Source organism: Butyrivibrio sp. VCD2006 (assembly GCF_000423925.1).
Taxonomy (GTDB): Bacteria; Bacillota; Clostridia; order Lachnospirales; family Lachnospiraceae; genus Butyrivibrio.
Map to the genome: position 1 here is coordinate 10,984 of NZ_KE384108.1, position 25,851 is coordinate 36,834.

General features: G+C 37.6%; 23 protein-coding genes and 4 pseudogenes. All 27 read left to right on the forward strand.

From position 1 onward, the window contains the following. On the forward strand, positions 1-693 hold a 693-nt coding region (locus G586_RS26730; protein WP_026529046.1), incomplete at its 5' end, for a fibronectin type III domain-containing protein. 320 nt (positions 694-1,013) lie between these two features. Continuing rightward, positions 1,014-1,457, forward strand: coding sequence for a type II toxin-antitoxin system VapC family toxin (locus G586_RS0119490; RefSeq protein ID WP_026529047.1), 444 nt, complete (start codon positions 1,014-1,016; stop codon positions 1,455-1,457). Next, positions 1,457-1,684: a hypothetical protein gene (locus tag G586_RS24060; protein WP_035773734.1), complete on the forward strand. Its 228-nt coding sequence runs from the start codon at positions 1,457-1,459 to the stop codon at positions 1,682-1,684. Before G586_RS0119490 ends, G586_RS24060 begins: the two co-directional genes overlap by 1 nt. Before the next feature lie 145 nt (positions 1,685-1,829). After that, positions 1,830-2,012, forward strand: coding sequence for a hypothetical protein (locus G586_RS0119500; RefSeq protein WP_026529048.1), 183 nt, complete (start codon positions 1,830-1,832; stop codon positions 2,010-2,012). Between the two features lie 13 nt (positions 2,013-2,025). Beyond that, a pseudogene (locus tag G586_RS0119505) lies at positions 2,026-2,349 on the forward strand (glycoside hydrolase family 9 protein); the annotation flags it as partial. Between the two features lie 176 nt (positions 2,350-2,525). After that, positions 2,526-4,925: a histidine-type phosphatase gene (locus tag G586_RS26735; protein WP_196811655.1), complete on the forward strand. Its 2,400-nt coding sequence runs from the start codon at positions 2,526-2,528 to the stop codon at positions 4,923-4,925. A gap of 44 nt (positions 4,926-4,969) precedes the next feature. Beyond that, a complete protein-coding gene (locus tag G586_RS0119515; RefSeq protein WP_026529050.1) occupies positions 4,970-5,245 on the forward strand; it encodes an acylphosphatase in 276 nt (91 codons plus the stop codon). A gap of 169 nt (positions 5,246-5,414) precedes the next feature. Then, a pseudogene (locus G586_RS27585) lies at positions 5,415-6,023 on the forward strand (PDDEXK nuclease domain-containing protein); the annotation flags it as partial. 24 nt (positions 6,024-6,047) lie between these two features. After that, positions 6,048-6,548 (forward strand): annotated as a pseudogene (locus G586_RS27590) (GNAT family N-acetyltransferase); the annotation flags it as partial. A gap of 79 nt (positions 6,549-6,627) precedes the next feature. Further along, positions 6,628-7,287, forward strand: a complete 660-nt coding sequence (locus G586_RS24075) for a flavin reductase family protein (RefSeq protein ID WP_049946219.1) — start codon at positions 6,628-6,630, stop codon at positions 7,285-7,287. 463 nt (positions 7,288-7,750) lie between these two features. Further along, positions 7,751-9,325: an RNA-binding domain-containing protein gene (locus tag G586_RS24080; RefSeq protein WP_051204953.1), complete on the forward strand. Its 1,575-nt coding sequence runs from the start codon at positions 7,751-7,753 to the stop codon at positions 9,323-9,325. A 116-nt stretch (positions 9,326-9,441) separates the two neighbouring features. Next, on the forward strand, positions 9,442-9,699 hold the full coding sequence (locus G586_RS25385; protein ID WP_026529051.1) for a hypothetical protein: 258 nt from the start codon (positions 9,442-9,444) through the stop codon (positions 9,697-9,699). 60 nt (positions 9,700-9,759) lie between these two features. Beyond that, positions 9,760-10,077, forward strand: a pseudogene (locus G586_RS27140) (Wadjet anti-phage system protein JetA family protein); the annotation flags it as partial. A 325-nt stretch (positions 10,078-10,402) separates the two neighbouring features. Beyond that, a complete protein-coding gene (locus G586_RS0119545) occupies positions 10,403-11,401 on the forward strand; it encodes a helix-turn-helix transcriptional regulator (RefSeq protein WP_026529053.1) in 999 nt (332 codons plus the stop codon). Positions 11,402-11,506: 105 nt separating this feature from the next. After that, positions 11,507-12,844: a hypothetical protein gene (locus G586_RS0119550; protein ID WP_026529054.1), complete on the forward strand. Its 1,338-nt coding sequence runs from the start codon at positions 11,507-11,509 to the stop codon at positions 12,842-12,844. A gap of 152 nt (positions 12,845-12,996) precedes the next feature. Beyond that, positions 12,997-14,313 (forward strand): DDE-type integrase/transposase/recombinase, encoded by a 1,317-nt coding sequence (locus tag G586_RS0119555; protein WP_026529055.1) that lies wholly within the window; start codon positions 12,997-12,999, stop codon positions 14,311-14,313. Beyond that, positions 14,306-15,109: an ATP-binding protein gene (locus G586_RS24090; RefSeq protein WP_196811657.1), complete on the forward strand. Its 804-nt coding sequence runs from the start codon at positions 14,306-14,308 to the stop codon at positions 15,107-15,109. The genes G586_RS0119555 and G586_RS24090 overlap by 8 nt, the downstream gene beginning before the upstream one ends. A gap of 132 nt (positions 15,110-15,241) precedes the next feature. Next, positions 15,242-16,081 (forward strand): hypothetical protein, encoded by an 840-nt coding sequence (locus tag G586_RS0119565; protein WP_026529056.1) that lies wholly within the window; start codon positions 15,242-15,244, stop codon positions 16,079-16,081. Next, positions 16,038-17,411, forward strand: a complete 1,374-nt coding sequence (locus G586_RS24095; protein WP_242832068.1) for a hypothetical protein — start codon at positions 16,038-16,040, stop codon at positions 17,409-17,411. Before G586_RS0119565 ends, G586_RS24095 begins: the two co-directional genes overlap by 44 nt. A 497-nt stretch (positions 17,412-17,908) precedes the next feature. Then, positions 17,909-19,177 carry an AAA family ATPase gene (locus tag G586_RS0119575; RefSeq protein ID WP_026529057.1) on the forward strand — a complete coding sequence of 423 codons (1,269 nt, stop codon included), beginning with the start codon at positions 17,909-17,911 and terminating at the stop codon, positions 19,175-19,177. 3 nt (positions 19,178-19,180) lie between these two features. After that, on the forward strand, positions 19,181-19,831 hold the full coding sequence (locus G586_RS0119580; RefSeq protein ID WP_026529058.1) for an RloB family protein: 651 nt from the start codon (positions 19,181-19,183) through the stop codon (positions 19,829-19,831). A gap of 11 nt (positions 19,832-19,842) precedes the next feature. Then, positions 19,843-20,739: a nucleotidyltransferase domain-containing protein gene (locus G586_RS0119585; RefSeq protein ID WP_026529059.1), complete on the forward strand. Its 897-nt coding sequence runs from the start codon at positions 19,843-19,845 to the stop codon at positions 20,737-20,739. A gap of 1 nt (position 20,740) precedes the next feature. Further along, a complete protein-coding gene (locus G586_RS24100; RefSeq protein WP_051204954.1) occupies positions 20,741-21,289 on the forward strand; it encodes a hypothetical protein in 549 nt (182 codons plus the stop codon). Between the two features lie 240 nt (positions 21,290-21,529). Further along, entirely contained in the window at positions 21,530-23,743 is a 2,214-nt protein-coding gene (locus tag G586_RS0119595; protein WP_026529060.1) for a hypothetical protein, read from the forward strand. Between the two features lie 766 nt (positions 23,744-24,509). Continuing rightward, positions 24,510-24,857 carry a plasmid mobilization protein gene (locus tag G586_RS0119600; protein ID WP_026529061.1) on the forward strand — a complete coding sequence of 116 codons (348 nt, stop codon included), beginning with the start codon at positions 24,510-24,512 and terminating at the stop codon, positions 24,855-24,857. Between the two features lie 181 nt (positions 24,858-25,038). Beyond that, on the forward strand, positions 25,039-25,455 hold the full coding sequence (locus tag G586_RS24105) for a replication initiator protein A (protein ID WP_051204955.1): 417 nt from the start codon (positions 25,039-25,041) through the stop codon (positions 25,453-25,455). Continuing rightward, complete coding sequence (locus G586_RS27145) at positions 25,448-25,813, forward strand: excisionase (RefSeq protein WP_242832069.1); 366 nt, start codon at positions 25,448-25,450, stop codon at positions 25,811-25,813. Before G586_RS24105 ends, G586_RS27145 begins: the two co-directional genes overlap by 8 nt. Positions 25,814-25,851 lie beyond the last annotated feature (38 nt).

The following is a 25,851-nucleotide window of genomic DNA, read 5'->3' on the forward strand; positions in this document are numbered from 1 at the left end:
GATATCACTAATCCTACGCAAAATGATACTGAATCTTCTTCAGTAAATACTAGCGAAGAAGATAATAATGATACAACCAATAATGTAGGTTATGTCACCACTGATCCTTCACAAGATGAAACAGAATCATCTACGGTGAACGATAACGAAGATGTTAGTAATAGCGACTCATCTAATGATAACGATAGCGAAAATACTACTAATAATGAGAACATAACTAACAATGCTGAAAGTGCAGATAATAATACTTCGCAGAATGACGCTGTATCTGCTACGGAACCTACTAATCAAAGCAATACTAATACGGGTACTTCAAGTAATGCTACGGAAGATAGCGCCAATTCTACACAGAAGGACGTAACTCCGGATTCAACAACTGCTGAAAAAATAGACAGTAGTTTAAAAACAAGTAAGGTATCAAAGATTTCTGCCGGAAATAAATCAATCACGATTAAATGGAAAAAGCAGACAAAGCAAGTAAGTGGTTACGAGATACAATATAGTACTGATAAGAATTTTGAAAATGATGTAAAGTCTCTGAATGTTAAAAAGAACACAAAAACATCTAAAACAATCAAAAAGCTCAAATCTGGTAAAAAGTATTATGTAAGGATTCGCACTTACAAAAAAGTAGATGGCAAGAAGGTTTATTCCAAGTGGAGTAAAACAAAGAGTGTGAAGACTAAGAAATAATTAAGATTGTGAAATGTGACTTCTCTTTTCGTATCGTGTGGTTGACACCGCTTTTGTAACTCAAATTTATCAGTAATCATAAAAAGTAAAACAAAACATCATCATTATATAGTACAGATAAAGCCTTCCAACATTCTCAATCGTGAGGAGAATGTTGGAAGGTTTTTTTGATCCACCACAACACAAACGATGAAGATATAATATCCTGCATTCCATGGTATCATATAAATGTAATTGCAAATCCTAATTCCAACTGAAAATAATCTGTTATAATATCATTACCAAGAGATGACGATATAAACATATAGAGGTTTAATACATTGAGAATATATTTAGATAATTGCAGCTATAATAGGCCTTATGACGATCAAAGTAATATGCAGGTTCAGCTCGAGGCGCAATCAAAGCTCTTTATTCAGAATAGTATTAAAGATGGTAAATATGACCTCGTGTCATCATATACATTACAGTATGAGATCAGTAAAAATCCATTTGATATGAGGCGAAATGCTATAGAAGAATTCATAGAGCAGAATGCCAAATACTATGTTGATTATAATCGAGAACCCGAGTTAACAGCTATTGCGTCGGAGATCATGGAAACCGGTGTTAAAGAAAAAGATGCATATCATGTTGCATCAGCAATTTTCGGTGGATGTGAGTATTTTATCAGTACAGACAAGAGGCTTTTGAAATACACATCTGAAAAGATAAAACTTGTTACTCCCGTAGAATTTGTGTCAGAAACGGAGGGCGATGAATAATGGCAAGTAGTACAGTAGAACTTATGAACAAAGGTATGGAATGCCTTAAGAATAATCTTGGCGTAGTTGATGCGGAAATGTTTATTTCTCTTATTATCCGAGAAAAATTTGACTATACTCGCTGGCAGCGCGAATATTTTGATAATATGGAGTCTGGCGAGTTTAATGAAAAAGCTGTTGAATACGCTAAAGATCATCCCTTTAAGGGGAACGCACAAAAGCTTTAAATAATTAAGCACTTGATAAAACAATCCCTGACTTTTTTCTGAGCTATAAACAAAATCAGAGTTTTTGTAATGATCTGAAATACTTGTCGACTGATGATGAAGCCGATAGTTGGGAGGCAACACTAAAACCTGTACTTTATAGCAGTTGGCAGATAAACCAAAAATGGCCATTAAAGAGAGCGAGTCACACAATGGTGCGGCCACTCTCTTTAAATTTGTTTTTGAAGGAGGAGTAATGAAACCAATCAGCATTCTTTTTGTCTGCCACGGCAGCATTCCAACAAAAGTGGTAAAATGCAGTGCTTTAGGCACTTGCCAACTTCTTTGATTCTCAGGAAAAGTATAAGAATGTGATTTTCTCCGGAGTTGATTATCTTCTTGGCTGTAACAGTATGGATGTTAGTTATGTGACGGGAAATGGTGAGAAAGCCTACAAGAATACTCATCTTCGCCCGACAGCTATTGATGATATCGAAGAACCCTGGCCGGGACTTGTATCCGGTGGCCCTAATGTGGGATTGCAGGACGAGAGAGATCAGACACTTCCCAAGGATCTGCCGCCTATGAAATTTTATCTGGATCATATAGACTGCTATTCATTAAATGAGATTACAATTTACTGGAATTCACCCCTGGTTTTTGTTATGGCCGGCCTTTTGAAATGATGTGTAAGCACCCAGAAACACAGAAAAAGTGTTTTGGGGTGCTTTTTTATGAAAAGTATAAAATAACAATAAACTGATATTTTATGTGCATTTAATAGTATATTGGTGCCTCTAATGTATAATTTTAGGTGCAGATATATGCATCCTGATGGTTGTATTTAGTAAAAGGGGGCCCTATGAAGAAAAGGATATTTGGCAGCATATTGGTGGTAGCGATTACTGTGTGTTTGATATGCGTTGCATGTGGAAAAAGTAAGACGACGGCTTTATCTGAATATTGGGCTGTGGATTCTGAGGCAGCTGAAAGTCTTCGCAGCTATGTGACGAAGGTTACAAATAAAAATGATACGGCTAATTTTATACCTAAGGAGGATAGAATAGCTGTATTTGATATGGATGGAACGTTGACCTGTGAGACCTTCTATACCTATTATGACACCATGATGTTTATAAACTTTTGCCTTATTGATCACCCTGAACGAGTTTCTGATGAGCTTAAGGCTGCAGCAGCTGAGATAATGCCGGGATACACCGCAGGAGAAGAGCTTGCAAGGAATTTTGCAAAGGCTTATGCCGGAATGACTGTTAAGGAACTCTATGACTATGCGGTGGAATTTGGTCAGAAGCAGACTGACAGCTTTGAAAACATGCGCTATATCGACGGCTTTTATCTGCCAATGGTTGAGGTGGTGAAATACCTCTATGAAAACGATTTTACAATTTATGTGGTAAGCGGTACTGAGCGCACTACCAGTAGAGCGATTGTTGCAAATTCACCTATCTGTGAATACGTTTCGCCTGCCCACGTTATAGGCACCGAGTTTGAAGTGAAAGTAAAGGGAAATGAGGACATCTCTTCAAATATGGACTATAAGTATGCTGATGGCGATGAACTGGTATTTACAGGCGGGTTTATTCAGAAGAACCTTAATGCAAATAAGACAATCTGGATAGAAAGAGAAATTGGACAGTATCCAGTTCTGGCTTTTGGAAACAGCGGCAGCGATACCAGTATGATGAACTATGCTTTGGATAAAAGAAATCCCTATCCTTCAGCAGCTTATATGGTAGTTGCAGATGATGATGTTCGGGAATGGGGAACTCAGGACTGGGAAGAAAAATCAGCAGGCTATAGGGAGGCTGGCTATATCCCTGTTTCCATGAAAAATGATTTCCTTAAGATTTATCCGGATACAATCAAAAGGGCTGACGTGCAGTATGTAGAACCTGAAGCAGATGCTGCCAAAGCTTCGGATACGCCGGATGACAGCGCCGCTTTGGAAACTAATGATGAAAGTGTCGCTTTGGAAGCTTCAGATGAAAGCACCGACTTGGAAATCTATGATGAAAACACAAGAACCACACTTTCAAGGGAAGGCTATACTCTTGAACAAGCAGTTGTTTTAAGCAGGCACAACATCCGGGCACCTCTGTCCGGAGCCGGCTCTGCGCTTGATACAATAACACCCCATAAATGGTTTGACTGGTCCGCACAAGCCAGTCAACTTTCAGTTAGAGGAGGAATTCTCGAGACAGAGATGGGACAGTTTTTCAGAAAATGGTTAGAGGCTGAGGGACTTTTTGAAGAAAACTATCAGCCCTTGGATGGAGCAGTACGCATCTATGCCAATTCCAAGCAAAGAACTATAGCTACGGCACGCTTTTTTGGTGCCGGGCTTTTGCCGGTTTCTGACGCTGACATTGAATATCACAGCGAGTTTGACACAATGGATCCGGTATTCAATCCTGTTTTCACATACATTTCGGAGCCTTACGTGGAAGATGTTGAGGCTGAGATACACGATAAATTTGATTCTGTTATCGAGAGTCTTAGTGATAACTATGCTTTGCTTGAGAATGTGATAGATGTAAAGGATTCGGATGATTATAAGAGTGGCGAATTTTCAGGATTTGCGACGGATGATTCCGAATTTACCCTTGAGGAGGGGAAAGAACCCATTGTGGCAGGCTCTTTAAAGAAAGCCTGCTCGATAAGTGATGCACTGGTTTTGCAGTATTATGAAGAGCCTGATGCAAATAAAGCTGCTTTTGGACATGAGCTTTCAGATAAGGATTGGGAAGCTATATCTGAAATAAAGGATGTTTACGGAGACGTTCTTTTTACTGCTCCTTCCATAGCTACAAATCTGGCACATCCTCTTCTTGAGGAAATCCTAAAAGAGCTTACAACTGATGGAAGACAGTTTATTTTTCTTTGCGGACATGATTCCAATCTGGCAAGTGTCACCGCGGCTCTCGGAGTCGATGAATACAGCCTCCCGGATACAATTGAGAAGAAGACACCTATAGGATCAAAGCTTGTAATCAGCAGATGGAGAGATGACGCCGGAGAAGAGTTTATCAGTATCGATATCGTATATCAGAAAACTGAGCAGCTCCGCGGACTTTCTCTTCTTGGAGCAGATAACCCTCCCGGAATCTACAGCCTTGGGCTTACTGGATTAGAGAAAAATGCAGATGGACTGTACAAGGCAGAAGATGTTCTGAAGCGTTTTTCAGAATCTATAGATGCCTATGATTATTTGGTTGAAGAGTACATGGACAATGCGGCATAATAATTACCGGTACATCAACTGGTAAAAGAACGGGATTAAGATTTATGTCAGAAATAATCAGAGTACATCTGAATTTTAAAGGATATGTGCAGGGAGTTGGTTTTAGATATACTGCGTATCACACTGCAACCATGTACGGCCTTACCGGCTGGGTAAAAAACGAGTGGAACGGCTCTGTTACTGTGGAAGCCCAGGGAGATCCCGCTACCATAGATATGTTTATCCAAAAAGTAAAGGATGGACAATTCATAGAAGTGCTTGATATGACAAAAGCGACTATCCCACCGGAGGATGAAAGCAGTTTTCAGATTAGGTATTAAAGCGAGGTATTAACTTCGTGAAAAACGATCAAGAAAAGCTACTGTCTTCATATATGGAATTATGGATATTATACGTTCTCAGGATGTATTCAGATGATGAGAATCCAATGACAGTTGCACAAATATCTGCTAAAGTGACTGCTTTGACGGGGCTGTTAATGACGATATCAAGCGGGAATTGCCGGATGTAAAATCATTTTCGCCAAGAAACCTATTATACATGCATCAGTTCTATAGGCTTTATTCTGAAGAGACAATCACGCCACAGGTTGTGGCGCAATTAGGTGAGGCTGAAATTACGCCACAGGTTGTGGCGCAAATGAATATCTTTATGATTCCGTGGGGACATCACAGGTTTATTATCGATAAATGTAAAGATGATCGGAACAAAGCGCTTTTCTATGTTGAAAAGACATTGGAGAATAACTGGTCCAGGGCGGTACTTCAGAACTTTCTTGATACTAACCTTTATGAGAGACAGGGAAAGGCAATCTCAAATTTTGAAAAAACATTGCCTGCAACGCAAAGTGACCTTGCACAGGAAATGACAAAAGATCCGTATAATTTTGATTTCCTTACTATGACAGAGGGATATTACGAGAAAGAGTTGAAGGATGCTCTTATGAATAATATATCTCAGTTCCTACTGGAACTGGGCACAGGTTTTGCATTTGTAGGACGAGAGTATCGATTGGAAGTAGGGGATACAGAGCAGTTTATTGATATGCTTTTCTACAATATTACCCTGCACTGCTATGTTGTGATAGAGGTCGTGATAGAGACAAGCAATTTGATCATGAAAAAAGCTGTATTTGGTGACTGGGAGCAGCTGTACCGAAATATAACAAGCCGACCGGAGTCTGCCAAATATATGCTATGGAAGATCGATGATTCTGAGGAAGAATCAAAGGACAGGATGCTTCGGACTCTTGATTTTCAAAGTAAAGAAAAGTATGCGCTTACCGTATATCTGAAAACGGAAAGCGGATTAGAGGCCATTGGATGGGCATCCATGTGTGAGGTCAATCCTGGTGTATATGAGGATATGGGAATCGCCATTGGACCCGACTTTGTCGGAAAAGGATATGGAAAACAGATTCTAAATGCATTGTGCGATGAGGCAAGAAATCAAGGTGCGAAGGAGTTTCACTGTAGTTATCGTGAAAAGAATCTGGCTTCAAAAAGATTGCAGGATGCATGCGGGTTTAAGTTTGACTACAGGTCTGAGGAGAAAACAGACCCCAGAACGGGAGAAATATACGTGGTGGTGAACGCTAAAAAAGATCTTCAGTATGTAGTTTGATCAGCTCGAATAGTCGAAGGTTGTCGATAAGACTGAAGTTAATTCTTATGTTGGCTTTTGTAAGGAGGGAAGGAAAAAGATGAAATACCAATACAAAGAAATGCCTGAATCTATGAGTGGGACATACGGAGAATTTGCAAAAAACTTCGGATTTGATTGGAAAGAATTTATAATGGGAATACCGACACCGATGTTTCTTGTCACAACCTATAAATCTAATGGACAGCCAAATGCTACGATGCAGTCATGGGCAGGGTTTACGAGTGCGAATCATGGAGGCGGGTATTACGTGATTCTATGCAGCGTGAATAAGAGAGGACATCTTTACCAAAGCTTAAATGAAAAGAAGGTAGCAGTGCTAAATTTCATGTCATCTGATTTATACGAAGCCTGCATGAAGACAATACAGAACAATCAGTTCGAGGCGGATGAGATAACTTCGTCAGGGCTTACTGCGGAGAAAGCTTCATGGGTAGAAGCGCCGATGGTCGCTGAATGTTTCATGAACCTTGAGTGTAGGTATTTGTGGGAGAAAGAAATTGTACCGGGTGATGATCATGTTATGATCTGCCTTGAAGTCGTAGGCGGGCATATAGAGAAGGATTATATGGAGGATATGTTTGGAGATAAAGGGGTTCTTTACAATGTCCATTATCCGATAAATCCGGAAGACGTGAAAGAAAAAGGTTGCGATTATGTGGCTGCACTTAGGAAAGTAAATCAATCCTACGAATATTGATGAGATATGAAATATATGCGCAAAATTACGATTGAAAAAAATTCTGAAGTGTAAAGGATACGAAAAATGATAAAGGTACTTTTCGTCTGCCACGGCAGGATTTAATGCCAAATCGAGGAATAGCGGAAATAAGCCATTTGTGGGCGGAGTGGTATCTGATTTACACCTTGCTTACACCTTTTGTTCTGAGGTTATATAGCGTACTGAAAGAGAGAGTATAAGAGATGGTAAAAATACTGTTCGTCTGCTGGTTCAAAAGATTTCAGTAGAGCAGTAAGCATTGAGAATAAGGCGTTTTGAAGATATAACAAACGGATTTACACCCCGCTTACACCTTTTGAGGTGAACTACCCGATGAATGATGAAAGCACTTTGCATAATGCAGGGCGCTTTTTTTCTTTGGATTGATTGACAAAAAACTTTGGTTTGAGATACAATTTCTTTGGATTCGGAGGACAAAACTATGGATTATAGACAGATAAAAAAACAGGCAAATGAAATACTTAAGAACAAAACAGCAGAATGCTCGTATATAGAATACAAGGCATCAGAGCAACAGCTGGATAAAATATTAAAAACCATTTGCGCATACGGAAATAACTATTACAACAATGATATTCAATATATTTTTATTGGTGTCGAAGAGGAAAATAACGAAGAACAGAAAGCGATTCCGGTTCTTCCAATCAAGGGAGTTACTGAAGGACGGCTGGAAAAATGCAAGAATGCCATCAATTCATTGCGCTCTTTTTTATATCCCAATGTTGCGTTTGAAGTAGTAGCAAATGATATGGATGGAATCAGTTATTTGCTTATTATTGTAAAGCGCCAGACCGGAGGTCCTTTCATGGTGGCTGAAAAAGCTGAAAAAGACAAAAAGATTAATCTTAAACCGGGAAGATATGTGAGAATTGAAGCGGAAACACGCCTTGCGAGAGTAGATGAAGAGTATGATCTGCTGCGTAAGTTTTCCAATTTTCATTTTAGTTCGATTGTAAGTTCCGGTGCTTCAATTGATGACTTAAATATTGACTTATTAAGAGAATACTTTTCTATTACAAGCTCAAGACAAATTAGTGATGGAATGGGAAAGAAAGAGCTGGCTAAGGCCTTGGATTTGATTGATAAAAATGATCCAACTGAAAGACGAGTTAAAAATTATGCTGTACTCATGTTTTCTGGGCATCCGGAAGATCGTATTCCATATGCATATACGGAACTAATTGTTGATATGTTTGGCACAAAAAGAAAGATGGAATCCAAAGTATTTAAAGGTGCAGTTTGGAAACAGTATTATGCTGCGTTGGAGTACATCAATAACAATTTCTTAAATGAATTGGTTATACGTGATGATGGCAACTCAGATAATCGTAAAATCGAGAACTTCACGTTTATTGCACTGGAAGAATTGCTTGCAAATGCCATTGTTCATAACAACTATGAAAATGGTAAGCCAATCCAAATATATGTGTCTGAAAAACAGATAAACATTGTGAATTATAACAAGCCGTTACCGCCTATACGCATAAGTGATCTGAATGAGAGAACGTTTTTTAACGAGCGAGACACGGAGAATCCTGAAATCAGGGATATGTTTAAAGCATTAGGCATTATAGAATCTTTCGGAACAGGTATCGGGGAAGCCAAAAGATCAATGCGGGAAAATGGATCTCCGGATCTTTTCTATAAGATTTTTGATGTAAATGACAACGTTACTTCTGTGGTTATACCTGTAAATGAAGAATACTATGAAATAAAAAATGGCTCCAAACCAAAGAAAAAAGTTTGGATTGAGACTGAAACCAAAGATTTCAAGCAGAAAATCTTGGATTCGGGGTATACAAATAAAATAAAACAAAACATATTGAAGTTATATGAGGAAATCGGAACAGAGGTTTTTGGGAATTCTCGAGTAGTCGAAATTCTGGGATGTTCGGAAGTGACAGCAACGTCCTATTTGAAAAGGATGGGGGATGAACTGAAGATCATTGTTCCGGTAGAAGGAATGGGAAAAGGGAAATATAAGTTTTCTGTATAAGTAATAGAAAAGGTTATATGGTGAAATTCTGCTGTTTAGTAGCTGTTTGATCGAAAATGGAGGAAAGGAATGCTCTGTGATGTTGTGAAGCATGATGAGTGAAGGGTGTGGTGTTTATGGTAAAGAAAACAATGAATAGTTTGTTACTGAATTATCTTCTACAAAGCCAGGACAACATCGAAGCAAATGATGAAAAATGGACCAAGGATTTTAATATCGCTGTGAATATAGATGAAATATCTGAAACACTTAATGAACATATGGTGTTTATAATGGCTTGTTGGGGAGAAATAGGATGGTGTTTGCCTAAGTGGAAGGAACAAGAAATAAAACTGGGGAAAGTGCTTAATGATTTGAAAAAAATATTCCTATGATTAATATAGACGAAGGACTATCGGAATCTTCTAAGTCAAGTAGATGCTGTTGAAAAGAGCACTATTTTTGATGTGGCGGAAGAGTACGTCCTCGGTCTCGATGAACAGATAGAGTTGGATGACGATGAGAAAGAGGAACTTGATAACGGTTCTTCTGATGCGCGTATTATCGCGACCGGATTTGTTCGGAGATTAAGGGATACAGGATGGCTTATCGAAAAAGAGGGGGAGTATGAGGAAGAATCTAAGATAGCGATAAATTATAAAGTTGTTCCTATTATAAAATCCTTTCAGGAAATTGTAAGCCCTTCGATCATCACGTATAAAGGAAAACTGTTTAAAATTTATTCGATGTTTGAACATATATCCGAACATTGAAGTCCTTATGAAAGTGTTCTGAAGGAGGCATCGGAGGACTTTGATAATCTTAACTAGGCGCTTCGTATTCTGGCAGCATCGATAGAGGATCATATCAATACATTGACTTTCGGCAAGAAACCGGAGGAGGTGCTGGAATTCTTCGAAAAGTACGAGGAGAAGATATGAGCAAGATAATGCCTTGTTAGGTAAGATTTGATGATTTTTTGTGTGGTTTTGCGGAAATATGTGATTTTGAGATTGAAAAATTGAATAACAAAAAGATTGGAATCTTGATCGTCTGATTCGACATTCAGAGATGATAAAATGTGTAGAGGAGGTTGCTATGAGTGATTTTAGTAAAAACAGAGTACTGGCTTTATATAAAATATTAATTAAAAACACGGATGAGCAGCATCCAATTTCTATGCAGGATATACTAACTTATATGGATTCAGAAGGATATTATTGCAGCGAGGATAGCATACTCAGATATATCAAGCAATTAAGAAATGAACTAGGCGTAGATGTTATTTCTAATCGAGGAAGAAATGCTCGTTATTTTATAGGTAATAGACTATTAGAAAAAGAAGAACTCAAACTTATTATTGACTCTATCAATGCATCTAGTTTTATTGAAAAAAGCATTGCAACCAAAATGATTGATAAACTAAAGTGTACTATGAGTACATATGATTCTGAGGAATTGGACCGAAGCGTGCTGGGTATTAATATTGCAAAAGCTGAGAATAAGAAGATTTTGTATAATGTGAATATAATTCAGGAAGCTTTGTCAAAAGGGGTTCAAATCAGCTTTGATTATATGGGTTGGGATAAACATAAAAAGCTGATAAAAAAGTCAGAGCGAAGATATAACATGAATCCGTGGGCATTGATATGGGCAAATGACCGATATTATCTGTATGGTTATGATGTAAAAAAGACAGGCGATGTATTCACCGAAAGAAATTATAGAGTAGATAAGCTTGATAATATTCAGCTGTCTGATATCCCAAGAGATGGAAAAACACAGCATCGAAGTTTTAATGCAAATACGTATGTTTCAAGACGAATGGGAATGTTTTCAGGAAAAGAGCAAGCAATAACAGTAAGAATTCCAGAATACTTGATTGGAGCGTTTATAGATCAGTTTGGTAAACGAATTGCTATTTCTGAAGAGTCAGAAGATGTGCTGTTGGTTACTTTTTTTGCAGTGCCATCTGTAATTCTACTTGGGTGGTTGGCGGGCTTAAAAGTTGCAGAAGTTGTAGAACCACCGAACGTAAGAGAAGATATAATTAATTTGTTACAACAGAATATGAATTTATATAACAAAAAGAATTGACGCAAATATGCGGCGATTCTTTTTGCGTTTAATGGTAAAATTATAAATAATTTTACTGAATACAATCACATGAGGTATGAGCAAACATGTAGAGGAGGTTTGGATTTGAAAGATTATTTATTAGATATCATGAAAAATAAGGAACATGGTCTATACCTGTGTGAATTGCCAACAGGTAACGGAAAGACTTTTGATTCAGCTCAGGCGATGAAAACATTCGCGGATTCGATTAAGGACAATACCAAAATCATTTACCTAACAACACTGAATAAAAATTTGCCAGAAGAAGCTTTGATGGCAGCATACAGTAGTGAGGAGCTTTATAAGCGCAATGTATTAAGATTGCGTTCGAATTTCGATGAAGTTGTAGAAAAAATACTTGAAATCGACATACCGGAAGAAATGAAAACAGATGCCTATCTTAAATTATGTAATGATGTTTCACTTTATCGTAATGCTGTAGATAAAAGATATTCAGATAAAGAATATATAAAAGAATTGGCTGACAGAATAACAGAAGGAGATAGGCAGCTTCGCTATGAAATAACAAAGCTTTTAAAACGTAGATTTTCAAATAAAAGCCAGCGAAAAAAAGCAATCAGAAATGATTCAAAATATAAATGGATTGGGAAATTGTATCCAGCAGTATTTACGGATGATTACAAAATAATATTGATGAGTGTCAGTAAGTTTATGAAGAGAAACTCTATTCTTATTGATGCAAGTTATGAATTTTTAAATTCGGATTTGATTGAAAATGCCATTATTTTTATTGATGAATTTGATGCAACGAAGGATACAATACAAGGAGAATTGATCGAAAAGTCCTTAGCCATGCAAGAGGATTATATACAATTATTCCGTCAGATTTACCGAACATTAAATCCGAATGACTTTTCATCTAGCATGAGACAAGCAATGGATGAGGTTGCAAAATCAGGAAGTAGAAATACATTTTCTACATTAATGGATGAAGCAAAAAAAATAGCAGAAAACTATCATGTTCGATTAAGCATTAAAACAAAAGAAGAACTGGTGGATCAGAGACAGATTTTCTTGTTTAATGATGGTTCTTTTCATACAGTATTGAAAGAAGGTACTAAGTATATTAGATCAACATTAAATGAAGAAGATAATCGTATAGATGTATTTTTTGAGGGAAAAGAGGAATTCTTTAAGAACAGAAATAAAGAAAAAGATATTGTCCTATATAGTTTACTACGAGAAATAAATGTGTTCCTACTGCATTTTAGGCTGTTTTCTATAGAGTGGGCAAAGAATTATATGGATATTATTAATAGTGCTCGTGATGGAATTGTTGATGCAATGAATCTGGAAAACGCTATTAGCACAATCTTAAAGAGATTAGAATTAACAAATAAGCAAAGAGATCTGCTCATGGGTGAAACCTGCCAGATGATTAGAAATAAGCGAGAATGTTAGCGTCCGGTAGAAATAACCACTGACAGTCGCATAGAAATGACCATTGCGGGACGGGAAGAAATAACCATTTTCAGTCGTTTTAAAATAGCCATTGCATTTTTCTCCGATTTGATAAAGACTGATGTAAGCCAATGCAACAGTAATTATCAATTATGGAGGAAAAACACAATGACCTTAATGAGAGGATAACACAAGTCCTCAACGAAATGAAGTGTGAACTTGGAGAAAGATTTGATCTTGAAACCATCAACCTTGCTGAACTTGGGAGAAGGACAGGTATTACCAGGGCAAAGCTACGTCGGATTAAGGATAATGGGTTTGAAGACAAGCCACACGGCCTTATCGGGCGGAAAGCGGAGGTTACCGTTCTTACAGGATTTACAGGTATTATCGATAATCTCCTGAAAAGCGGTGTTACGAACTCTAGCGTCTGCTTAGATCGACTGAGGGAAAATGGGTATACCGGAGGGCTGACAGCTATAAAGAATTACATAGCTGCCCATCATGACCTCGTTCCCGCAAAACGTCAGATAATAGCTCCTCAGGGAAATCGTGGGCGGAGATACAGATCGGCCCCGGGCGAATCATACCAGATGGATTGGGGATTCGTGGAAGTAGAAGACGAGAATGGCAACAAATACAAAGTGGCCTGCTTTGCCATGATCTGCCACTGCTGCGGTAAACGCTATATAGAATTTTTCCCTAACGCAAGGCAGGAGAACCTTTTCATAGGCATGATACATGCTTTCCTGTACATGGGTGTTCCCGAATACGTTCTTACCGATAACATGAAGAGCGTTGTTGTAAAGCGTGACGATGAAGGGCGCCCTGTCTGGCAGAAGGATTATGAGCTTTTTATGGGAAACATCGGATTCAATACAAAGCTCTGCAAGCCGTGGCATCCGTTTACAAAGGGTGCTGTTGAGCGCTTGGTACGCTTTGTTAAAGATAACTTCCTTCCCGGCAGGATCTTCCATGAGCTTACTGATCTTAATTATGAAGCCAATGGATGGAGCAATCGACAGAACGCAGCTTATCATAGGGCTGTAGATTGCATACCGGATGATAAGCATGAGCAGCTTTGCATGAAAAAAGCAACGGTTCTTGAAAACACGATAGAGCTTTCTTATTATCTCTGCCCGGAAAGGATCATCTCCTTTGATGGATTCGTAAACTATGAAGGACGTCGCTTTGGTGTTCCCTATTGGTATACCGAAAAGACATGCAGAGTAAAGCGTGATGGATATATACTCTATATCTATGACTCACAGATGACAAAGATCCTGACCTCGCATGATGTTACGTGGAGCAGGAAGGACAGCTTCTGTAAAGATCAGTATGCGGCCACACAGCCCGAAGAGGCACCTTCTTCACCTGTCAAAGTAAAGATCCAGCAACTCGCTCCGCCTCAATATGATTCCGGTTTCGAAAAATATAATTTCGAAAAGGAGGGCCTGCCCAATGGATAATTCATTGTTTGAGGCAATCGGTGCAGATGCCAGGTATCTGAAGCTGGACATCTGTTCACAGGAAGTAGCCCAGATCGCACTTGATAACCATATGTCTGAAGAAACAGTGCAGGGAATAACTACCGTTTTCTCATATCTTAGAGATAAAAAGACGGACACTATTATAAATACGCAGTTACGCCTTAGCAGGCTTCCCCTGAAAGAGCCAAAGACCTTTGATAATTTTGATTTTTCACAGATACATGGAAAGCAGCTTGAAGCATTGAAGTCATTATCATCACTATCAGCTCTTCATGCTCGAAAAAATCTTGCTTTTATAGGTCCACAAGGAGTAGGGAAAACGCACCTGGCTATGGCATTTGGCCGCGAATGCTGTCTCAAAGGAATGAAGGCATACTTCTTAAAGGCGACTGAGCTTAACCAAAAGTTTACAGATGCAAGAAAGTATGGCCGAGAAAGCTCTGTGATCAATGCGCTTGTCAAACCGTCTTGTCTTATAATTGATGAAGTGGGACGATGCGTATTTGATAGGGAAAACACACAGATGTTTTTTGATGTTATAGACCGTCGTTACAACAAAGAGGGACCGAATACCCTTATTTTTACCAGCAACAAAGGACCTGATAAATGGGGCGAGTACTTTAGCGAAGACTCATCTCTACTTTGTTCTTTAGATCGGATATTTGATGTAGCAACGGTTTTTATGATCAAGGGAAACAGCTATAGGGGAAAGCATTGTGAAACTATTTCATTGTCGGCCGGGAGTCCTATTTCCCCTGTCGTAGCTAAATCATAGAAAGGAGAAGCTGTTGCATTGGCTTTTTCTTTTTGACTGAGATTGGCGATTTCTAAGCGACTCTGGGTGGCTGATTCCGCCGGACTCTAACAAGAATTGATTTTGGAGGATAGAAGCTTTTATCAGGTTGGTATGGAATATTACGAATTTGAAGATAATGATTCACATCATGATAATACCAATCTGAAGTTTGTTAAGGTTTATGATACTCCTGAAAAAATCATGCTTTATCTTGCAGGAAAAGCAACTGTGTTTGGAATCTCAGCAACAGCGGAGGTAGACACAGTTGTTGGTAATTATGATTTGCGATATCTGAAAGAACAACTAAAGGATAAGTTTCATAATACACCGGGTTATTTGAAGGATAAAACTAGAGTTGCATTAGAAGAAAGATGGAAGTGTTATACAGATGGTGAAATAAGTGTGCATGGAGAAGTTATCAGTAGTAATATCCAAGGATTTAATGCGGAGGTTTATTGCAAAACATTTATGGAGGCAGAATTTGCACGTTATTCAGCAAATGTTATTACTAATATGACTAGTGATGAATATCAGATTATTAGATACTGTAATGTGCTTAAAGCAATGTGCATTTTTAACAGAACTGAAGATATTCAATCAATGTTGTATCTTGGAATGGCGCTCCCAAAGAAAAACAATCCCGGTATGGATGAGGGTGTTTTGCAGCAGTTGTTTGAATACGCACAGCTAACGACAGGACAGAAAGGTGGCAGTGTATGCTTTTTGAAGGGCGATAATTTCGATCAAGATAAAGAAGAATTACAGCAACGCCTGTCATATGGAGAAAAGATATTTGTCATGTCATCTTATCAAACCATTGGTGCTGGACAGAATTTACAATATAGAATTCCGGAAGGAAGAAATGGAACAGTTTCTAAGAGATGTAAAGGATACTCTTTCGAGATATATGACAATAGAACTTGCGGAAAGGGAAGATGCTCAGGAATTTGATATATCTAATCTGGAAAAGAAAGGAATATCAGAACTTGAATATGGTGAAATGTTGCAGAAAAAGGGCGTTGTGATTGTAGATGAGAATAACTCGGAAGACTCAAGAAACATTGTAACAAAGCTTCAGGAGGAGTTGGAGAAGTATTACTATATAGAGGCTACTGTAGGGGCTCTTTCTAAAGAAGCATATAATATTAGGATCATTCATGATGGTGATTATTATGATGAAAATGAACTGCATGATCCTCATAGTGATGACTTAAAGGGATATATAATACAACATATTACAGAAGAGGCGGAGCATTTTACGGGTGCTAAGGGCAGTTCACCAGATATAAAGAAAATCGTTCAGGAACTTATAATTAAGGGAGATGTACGAGAACATATGATTTCTATTTTTGACTGGAATAGGCTAGATTCAGGAAAAGAATGGACCTTTGTTATACGAAAGAAGATTAAAACACAATTTGGAGAGTCTGCTGAACATGTAAATCATGTTAATAAAAAGGCCTACAATTATAATCATTACTATCGTGTAAAAATTGATAGCAATGGTTTGATGAAATTCGATACATTTTGTGATAGTGATCATGAGGAAACCGAAGAGTGGAGCAAAATTTGTTATGCTTTTGATTTTGCAGAAGACAAGCATCGTGGTGCACAGAATCAAGTAGAAGGGATACTATATTCGGATATAGATAATATTCATGTCATATTATTAACTCGCGAAAAAACATTACCTAATATATCAGCTTTAATGGATACACTTGCAGAAACAGATGTTAAAGAAAGAGTTTCGAAGACACTGTTGTTAGATGCCTTAGTTGAATTCGAAAAAGATAATATTGATTCGAGCGAAATTATTGCAGAATGGAAAAATGCATTGTTTGAAGAAACAGAAATGATAACTAAGAAGAATATTAAAAAGATACTGAATATGCGCACAGGAATCGCATCAAAATTTAATAGATTTTTACATGAAAAATATGACATTTGGATTGACGGTGAGCTTAGAAAAGGAGAGTTTGAAGCGACTTATCAAATTGGAAATCTCCTTAATATAAAGTATGAATATAACGATGATGATTTCTTGGATGGACACACTTTTGTGTATTATGTCGGCGCTAAGGGAAAGAACAAGAGAAAGAAATATCCAAATGCTTGTTGTATGAGAAAGGTTATTTCATTTGGAGAAAAGCTTGAGTATGAAGAGATGCTGCCGTTGATGACAGTGGAATTTGTACGCAATAGTCAATATACAGTTTTGCCATTTCCATTTAAGTATTTGAGAGAGTATGTTGAGCAGTGTAAAAATTCGAAAGCTCAATAAGAAAATTGGTGATATTCTAAAGCTTTTATAAGGATATCGATGCCAGATATGTGGTCAGTTAATTGGCGAAGAGTATGGTTCTCATATTGTAGAAGCACATCATATAGATTATTTTGTATACCTTTTGAAAATGGTGCTAAGAGGAGTTGAATATAGGAGTTAATAAAATATGATAAAAGTACTGTTCGTCTGCTGGGGCAAGAGATTTCAGTAAAGCAGAAAGCCTTGAAAATACGGCATTTTGAAGAGCTATCAAACGGATTTACACCCCGTTTACACCTTTTGAAGGTGAACTACCCGATAATTGATGAGAGCACTCTGTGTGATGCAGGGTGCTTTTTCTTTGGCTTGGTGGAGGAAAATTTTGGATTGATTATACAAGATGTTCCATTTTGAAACAAAAACTACATGCGAATGAGAAAAAATCACAAATAGGTGTTGATTTATTTTGAGAATTGCATATAATACATAGTAAGAAGGAAAGGAGGCTTTATATCATGCTGCTTCAATTCAACTATAAGAATTTTAAATCATTCAGGGATGATACAACATTAGATTTAACGGCAACAAAGATTTCTGAATTTAATAACCATGTTGTATCTATTGCAAATGAGAAGGTTTTGCCTGTTGCAGCAATATTTGGTGCAAATGCAAGCGGAAAGTCAAATGTTCAAGAAGCCTTTAGATATATGTCTGCATATGTTATAAATTCACTCGACTATGGAAATGAATCTGAGTCTAAGAAGAATTCCAGGTTTTTCAAGCCGACTCCATTTTTATTTGATAATACAAGTAAGAGCGCAGAGTCCTCATTTGAAGTATATTTTATTGACTCGGAGGAAAATGGCGCGAAAACTTACAATTATGGATTCACTGTTGATAGCAATGGCGTATGCGAGGAATGGCTAAACTATAAGGCTAAGTCATCAAGAGGGGATTTTAAGCGTATTTTCTATCGTAATGGAGATGAATTTGATTTTGTAGGCATTCCAACCAAGAGCCAGGAAAACTTAAAAATTGCATTGGAAAAGGAAACTCTCATTGTATCACTTGGAGCAAAACTCAAAATAGATAAACTGAAACTTATAAGGGATTGGTTTGTTCACAATGACTTTGCTGATTTTGGTAAGCCAATCGAAAACTATTTCTTATCTCAGTTAATTCCGGAAGGGTTTGAAGAGGACGAGAAGGTTCGTCAGAAGGTTGTTGACTACTTCTCGGCATTCGATTCCTCAATAATAGATTTTAAAGTTGAGGTTATAAAGTCAGAAGTCGATGATGCAGATAAGCAATTCAGAATCGATGCTGTGCATAAAATGATAGATTCTGACCAGACAACGTCTATTCCTCTTCAGTATGAATCGGCAGGCACTCTTAGGATGTTTGCATTGTATCCTATGTTGCAGGATGTGTTGTCAACTGGAGGGGTTTTCTTTATTGACGAACTTAATGCTAGACTCCACCCTTTGCTTGTTAGAGCTTTTGTTATTACATTCCTTGATCCTGAGATTAATACAAATCACGCGCAGCTGATTTTTACATCTCATGATTCTTGGCAGCTTAACGGTAATATTCTAAGAAGAGATGAAATCTGGTTCACCGAAAAAGATTCAAATGGAATCTCATACCTTTTTTCATTGGCTGATTTTGTAGATGAGGATGGGGTTAAGATCCGTAAGGATGAAAATTATGAAAAGAACTATTTGTTGGGAAAGTATGGAGCAATACCTACTTTGAAGCATTTCGATATGTTCAAGGGGGAATAATGTATGGCTCATATAGAAAGAAATGGGAAGCGGAAAACTCGTGATCAACTTGCAAAAAGAAGAGTACCCGAATTGGGTTACTACTTCATAGTTACTGATACAGAAGAGACTGAACAGAACTATATGTATGGATTAAGAGACTCTATACCGGAAGAATTACAAGGCAAGTTGGTCATAAAGGTAATTAAGACTAAATCTAGCGACCTAGTTGATGAAGCCAGAAATCTAGCATCTGTCAATGTGCAATATCGCGAGATATGGATCATTTTTGATCGCGATAAGGTCATGAATTTTGACGAGATAATTCGACAGGCCGAAGATAAAGGCATCAGCGTTGGATGGACAAATCCATGTATCGAGGAATGGTTTAATGCTTATTTTGGCTCTATGCCTACATATCAGGATTCTGTTGCTTGTTGTAATGGATTTGCTCAGACATTCAAAAGAATTACTGGACAGAAGTATGTTAAATCAGATAAGGACATTTACGAGAAACTTAATCGTTACGGTGATGAGGAACAAGCCATAAAACTTGCTGACCAGAAATACAATGAGCATATATTGAATGGTAATGAAAAGCCAACAGAAATGTGCCCATGTACGACCGTGCATTGCTTGGTGAGAGAAATAAAATCTAAGATTTCAGTGCTATAAAAGGAGTTACTATGAGATATCCAGAAAACACATTACAATCCTGGACCAATCCGCTTTCAGAAACAGAAGAAAACAGGGTCGATAATACAATTAGAATGATAAGGGATGCAATCCAAAGTAAGGATGAATTATCTAATGTGGAGTTTGAGATTTTTGCTCAAGGGTCATATGCTAATAATACTAATGTTCGACAGAATAGTGATATAGATATTTGTGTAATGCTTAAATCATCATTTTATACGAATTATGAAGAGGGAACGTCTTCGGCTGATTTTGGATACACTGATGGTGAAATGAGTTTTGATGATTTTAGAGAGTATGTTATTGACGCACTTAGGTCGAAGTTTGGATATGCTAGTGTTTCACCCCAAAATAAATGTATTGACATAGATGCAAATAGTTATCATGTAAACGCTGATGTAGTACCTGCATTACAGTATAGAGATTACAAGATTATTCATAGTCGCAATAAAGATAGATTCGTTGAAGGAATAAAATTCTTTTCACAAACAGGTGCCCAGGTTATCAATTATCCCAAAGACCACATTAGTAACGGAAGAAAAAAGAATAACGATACAAATTACAAGTTTAAGAAATTGGTTCGTATAATGAAACGTATCCGTAATGAAATGGTTTTCGATGGCAAACTTAATGGTGAAATAATCACATCATTTTTGGTTGAATGTTTGGTTTGGAATGTTCCTAATTCACATATAACAAAATATGATTCATGGAACGACACATTACAAGATTCTATAGCCTATTTATGGAATGCGATTAATGATGGTAACGCTGATGAGTGGGGTGAAGTGAGCGAACGGTTATATTTATTTAGAGGACGTAAATGGACTATGCAGGACACCAAAGATTTCTTGGGAAAAATGTATAATTATTTGGGGTTTAAATAATATGAAAAACGCATTAGATAAACTTATAAAATTTGGAGTCTGGATTACTGTAATTCTGTTTATTATTCGGTGTATCCCATCAATAGGTGTGTTGATCGCTGCGTGGAGATCAAGAGATTATCTTGGTTTCGCATATAACGTCGCTAGTTATGTAGGAGAAGCAATTGCAGTTGGATTCATCATAATAAAACTATTTGATGTGTGGATTTGGAAATGGAAACCTTTGCGTAAACTGCATGGTATTCCGGTCTTGGCTAAAGATTATAAAGGTAAACTTTCCTCTAGTTTTGATAAGAAAGACTATAAGGGTAACCTAACTATAAAACAGACATTTTCAAGGATAAGCATTAAATTTATGTCGAATGAGAGCTTTAGTTACAGCATTGTTGCCTCAATCATAGATAACAACGATACCAATCAACTAATTTATACTTATCATAATGATCCAAAAGCAACTATACAAGAGAGAAGTCCTATTCATTATGGAACGGCTATTTTATCCATTGACAATGTGGGGAAAATAGAAGGGAACTACTTCACGGGTAGGTGATCTGTTGGCTATATGACATTTACGGCTGTGTCCGATGTTGATAAGAAAAAGTAGTTACAGTAGTCCGTTTGGGCGGTAGTTCCCACTATTGGAGTGCAATTCTTTGCAAATTATGCCGTGAAATGCCATTTCGGACGAAAAAACCGGATAAGTAGCAAGCGTTGAAAAGTAAGGCTAAAACATGGCATTTATACTTATTATCATGGACAATCTCATATTGTTCTCGATAAGGAGGTTCTGATGAAAACCCACGAACAATTCATACAAGAGATGAAACTTAAGCATCCTGGAATCGTAATAGTTGGTACATACCAAGGAACTGCTAATAAAATAGAGTGGATCTGTTCTAATTGTGGAGAACATCAATTTACTCTTCCTCAGAATCTTCTAAAACCTGAAGCAACTGGGCTATGTAGAAAGTGTTTTAATCAACAATTAGCTTCTAGTCGCCAAAAAACTCATGAACAATTTTTGCAAGAACTAGCTGCTGTTCATCCGGATATTATTATTTCTGGAGTATTCCAAGGTAATAACAGAAAGATCGAGTGGGTATGCGGTAACTGCGGGAAAAAGCAATTATCTTTTCCGACCAATTTATTAAAAGCAACCAAAACACCCTACTGCGTCGAATGTAGCAGACAGTTAAAATCTTCAAGAGTAGAAAAAAAGCCAGACGGAGGCGTATATTCAATTAACGAGCTTAATGCCAAGCGGTTCTATGAAGCAGTTAATAATCGCGAACATCCGCCCATTATTCTAGATGAGTATCAAGGCATTAGAGTTAAAATTCGTTTTAAATGCGCTGTATGTGGTCACATATGGTCAACACGCCCGAATGACTTCTTAAAATCTAAACATCCATGTCCCAAATGTGCAGATCGAAGCCATGCAGTAAAAAATGATGAGTTTATTGAGCGTCTGGCTGCAATCAATCCTTACGTCATTCCGCTTGAAGCGTATAAACGCCAAGATCAACATATCCGTTGTAAATGCTCTCGATGCGGTCATATTTGGTCCGTTACTCCCGGGGGGCTTTTTGCGGGAAATGGCTGTCCAAGCTGCAGTCATACCGCAACTTCATATTTTGAACAGTTTCTCCTTCTTTCGTTACGGACTACTCTTGGCGAAGAAAATGTTTTATCCAGAGACAAAAAAGCTATTGGATCCGAATTAGACATTTATATTCCTGAAAAAAATGTAGCTTTTGAATATGGATCATGGTTTTATCATAAAAAACGAATAAATAATGATATTAAGAAAGTAAATAAATGTCGAGAAAAAGGGATACGATTGATTCGAGTTTACGATGGTTGTGGAAAAGAAATACAAAAAGGGAACGATGTATTCTCATTTCCAAAGAACATTGCCTTAGACCTTAGTGATTCAATAGAAACCGTTAAAATACTTTACACTGCTATCAATATTTCATTAGACATTGATGATGCAACGTTCTCATCGATCTCCGACAAAGCCTATCTTCTATCCAGGAAGATGACTACAGATCAGTTTAAAGAAAAAATATCAGCATATCAGCCTAATATTGAAATATTAGGGGAATATAAGAGTTCTTCAAGCAGAATAGCTTGCAAATGTGGAATCTGTGGACATATCTGGCATCCGTATGCACATGGTTTATTGGCTGGATATGGATGTCCAAACTGTTTCCATCAATCTCAAAAAAAAGATGCGCATACATATATTGCGCAAATGCACCAAGCAAATCCGGATTTAGAATTGCAAGAGCCATATATTGCTAGTAATCGTCGAATACTGGTTAAATGTACTAAATGTGGCAGGCAATGGCGTCCATTTGCAAGCACTTTACTTCATGGGTACGGATGTGCACAATGCAAGAAGACTTCTGCAGCTGAAAAAGCGTTATCCGAAATAACTCGCGTCAATCCCCAAATTATTATACTAGGAAAATACCTGGGAACAAATAAAACCATCAAGGTAAAATGTCAAATATGTGGGCAAACTTGGACACCTGTTGTCAATAACCTTATTAATAATACTTCTCACTGCCCAAATTGCAGTAGAAAAGCTGCTAATGACAAAATGCGAATGAGCAATGACGAATTTCTCAAAAGGTTATCTGATGTGTCTTCAAGTATTGAGCCTCTTGAAGAATACACTGGTGCCAACAACAAAATAAACGTTCGTTGTAAGATTTGCGGTTACGAATGGTCCCCGCGAGCAATTGACTTACTTACAGGGAGGGGCTGTAGAAAATGTAAATACAGAATACTTACGGAAAAAATGAGAAGGTCCCCGGAACAGTTTCGAAAAGAAATGCAGGAAATTAATCCGAACATTACTATTATTGGTGAATATACAAGAGCAAATGACCCCATCGAAGTTTCCTGTAAACTCTGTGGGAAAATTTGGAGTCCTCATGCGTCTTCCCTTCTCCGAGGAACTGGATGTCCAAGTTGCTCAAAGAAAAAGAAATAGTGATTCTTATTCAGATATATCTAACGTGGATTAAAGAATAAGAGGTGCATCTAGAGATTTTTCTAAATTACGCTAGATAAGTTATGTCGGAGAAACTGGAGACTCTAATCCGGTTCCTATCGCAAGAATAGAAGACACTTGACAAAAACGAACACATATTCTATATTATTGGTGTGTTTCTTATACCCTAAAATTGAGAAAACGACAATTTTATAAATGCTGCAGAAAGCTCAAACTCCTTGTGGTTTGGGCTTTTTTTGATGCATTGAAAAATGTGGTGGGAATTTGAAACCAGGAAATGCGTGAAATCATGACTACAAAAAGTACTCGATTTTTGTTGTGATATTTCACAAAAGTGACTGTGCAGTATTAACAAAAATTAAATAAGAAAGGCGGTGATACAGAATGATGAAACTTTTGATTCGTGACGCAGGATGTGGATAACTCGGTTTCGTGTGTCCAAATCATACTACATGATCCCATTTTGGACACGCGGGAAGTATGAAAATCAGACTTCAGGAAATGTCCTTTGGAAACGTGAAGAAATGTCAAAAGGACAAAGTAATAAGACTGAGAGAAATAAAACTGACTTTAGTAATACTAATCGTATCCTATCCGTAGTGTGTCAAAACTACACTACGGTGGATCGGATGGGATAAGGATAGGAGGTGGTCATCTTGAGAGGAACATAGAAAAGAATATCGGTAACTATTAACGCAGGCATCCTTAGGGATGTCTTTTTCATTTTATGAAGGAGAAAGAATCAATGTTTAATCAAGAATCTCTTCCGTGTAACAGACAGATCCATATCAAACTTTCGGACAAAGAATTAAAGCTGATCCGGGATAGGATGGAGCAAATGGGTTTCAAGAATATGAGTGCCTATATCAGAAAAATGGCAATCGATGGATATTACATCAATGTAGATTTTACTGCAATTCATGATCTTGCCAAGATGATGTGCATCGACAGCAGAAACATTAATCAGATTGCAAAAGAAGCCAATACCTATGGCTGGGTTGATGAAAATATCATCGCAGAAATGAAAGCTGAGCATGAGAAAGTTCTGGAAACGGTAAAAGAGTATTTTGATAAATTGCTTGAAATCATGTAGTTCCGGATAAGTGTTTTTAGCCTGCTTGCAGGCGTAGCTTGTCGATGAAAAATCGGCAATCGGGGGGATTGGGGCATACTCCCCAACAAGCAAAAATCGCATCAGGTGTACACCGATGCACTGCTTGCCAGTTTATAAACAACAAAATTTTCGATATGGAAAAAGAAAGGAATAAAGAAAAATGACTATGACAGAATATGATGAATTAATGAATGATACAAGATTGTTTTACAGGCTTCCGAAGAGATTGTTTGAGGATCCTGCATTCGAAGAAATGTCGATTGATGCAAAAATGCTATACATGATTTTGCTTGATCGCAGATGTCTCTCGGAGATCAATGGAAGTGATTGGAGAGATGATCACGGGTGCGTGTTTATCTATTTTACCATCGAAGAGATGATGAGACTTATGAACTGTGGGAACAAAAAGATCAATGAGCTTTTGAAGGAATTGGAGAAATATGATCTTGTTCAGAGGAAGCACAGAGGGCTGGGAAAGCCAAACAGGATTTATGTGTATGATCTTCTTTCGCCGTACAATCCAAATTGGAAGCCTGGAGTAAAGAAAACTATGGAAGGAGAGGAAAAATATGCTTAATACAGATCTTGGATGCAACAATGCAAATGGAATAACTCTGATACATGAGATTACAGAGCGTCCCGCTAAAGTTCCGACGATGGTTCCGCTTGCTTATGGGATTCTTTGTGAGCTGAAGAAGACTATGAAAGAAGCGGTTCCTGTAAAAGAGATGAAAGATAGCCCAGCTGTTTCCATTGCGGACAAGTATTCTCTATCGATACAGGAAGCTGCTGAGTATTACGGGATTGGAGAAAAAAGGCTTAGAAGCATTTTATCAGAGCACTATAATGAGCCGTTCGTTCTTGAAATAGGATCGCATCAGCGGATCAAAAGAAGACTCTTCGAAGAGTTTCTTGATCAGGCAACGGCGGTATAATTAAGCACATCAAATAATGAAAAGACAACAAAAAATAC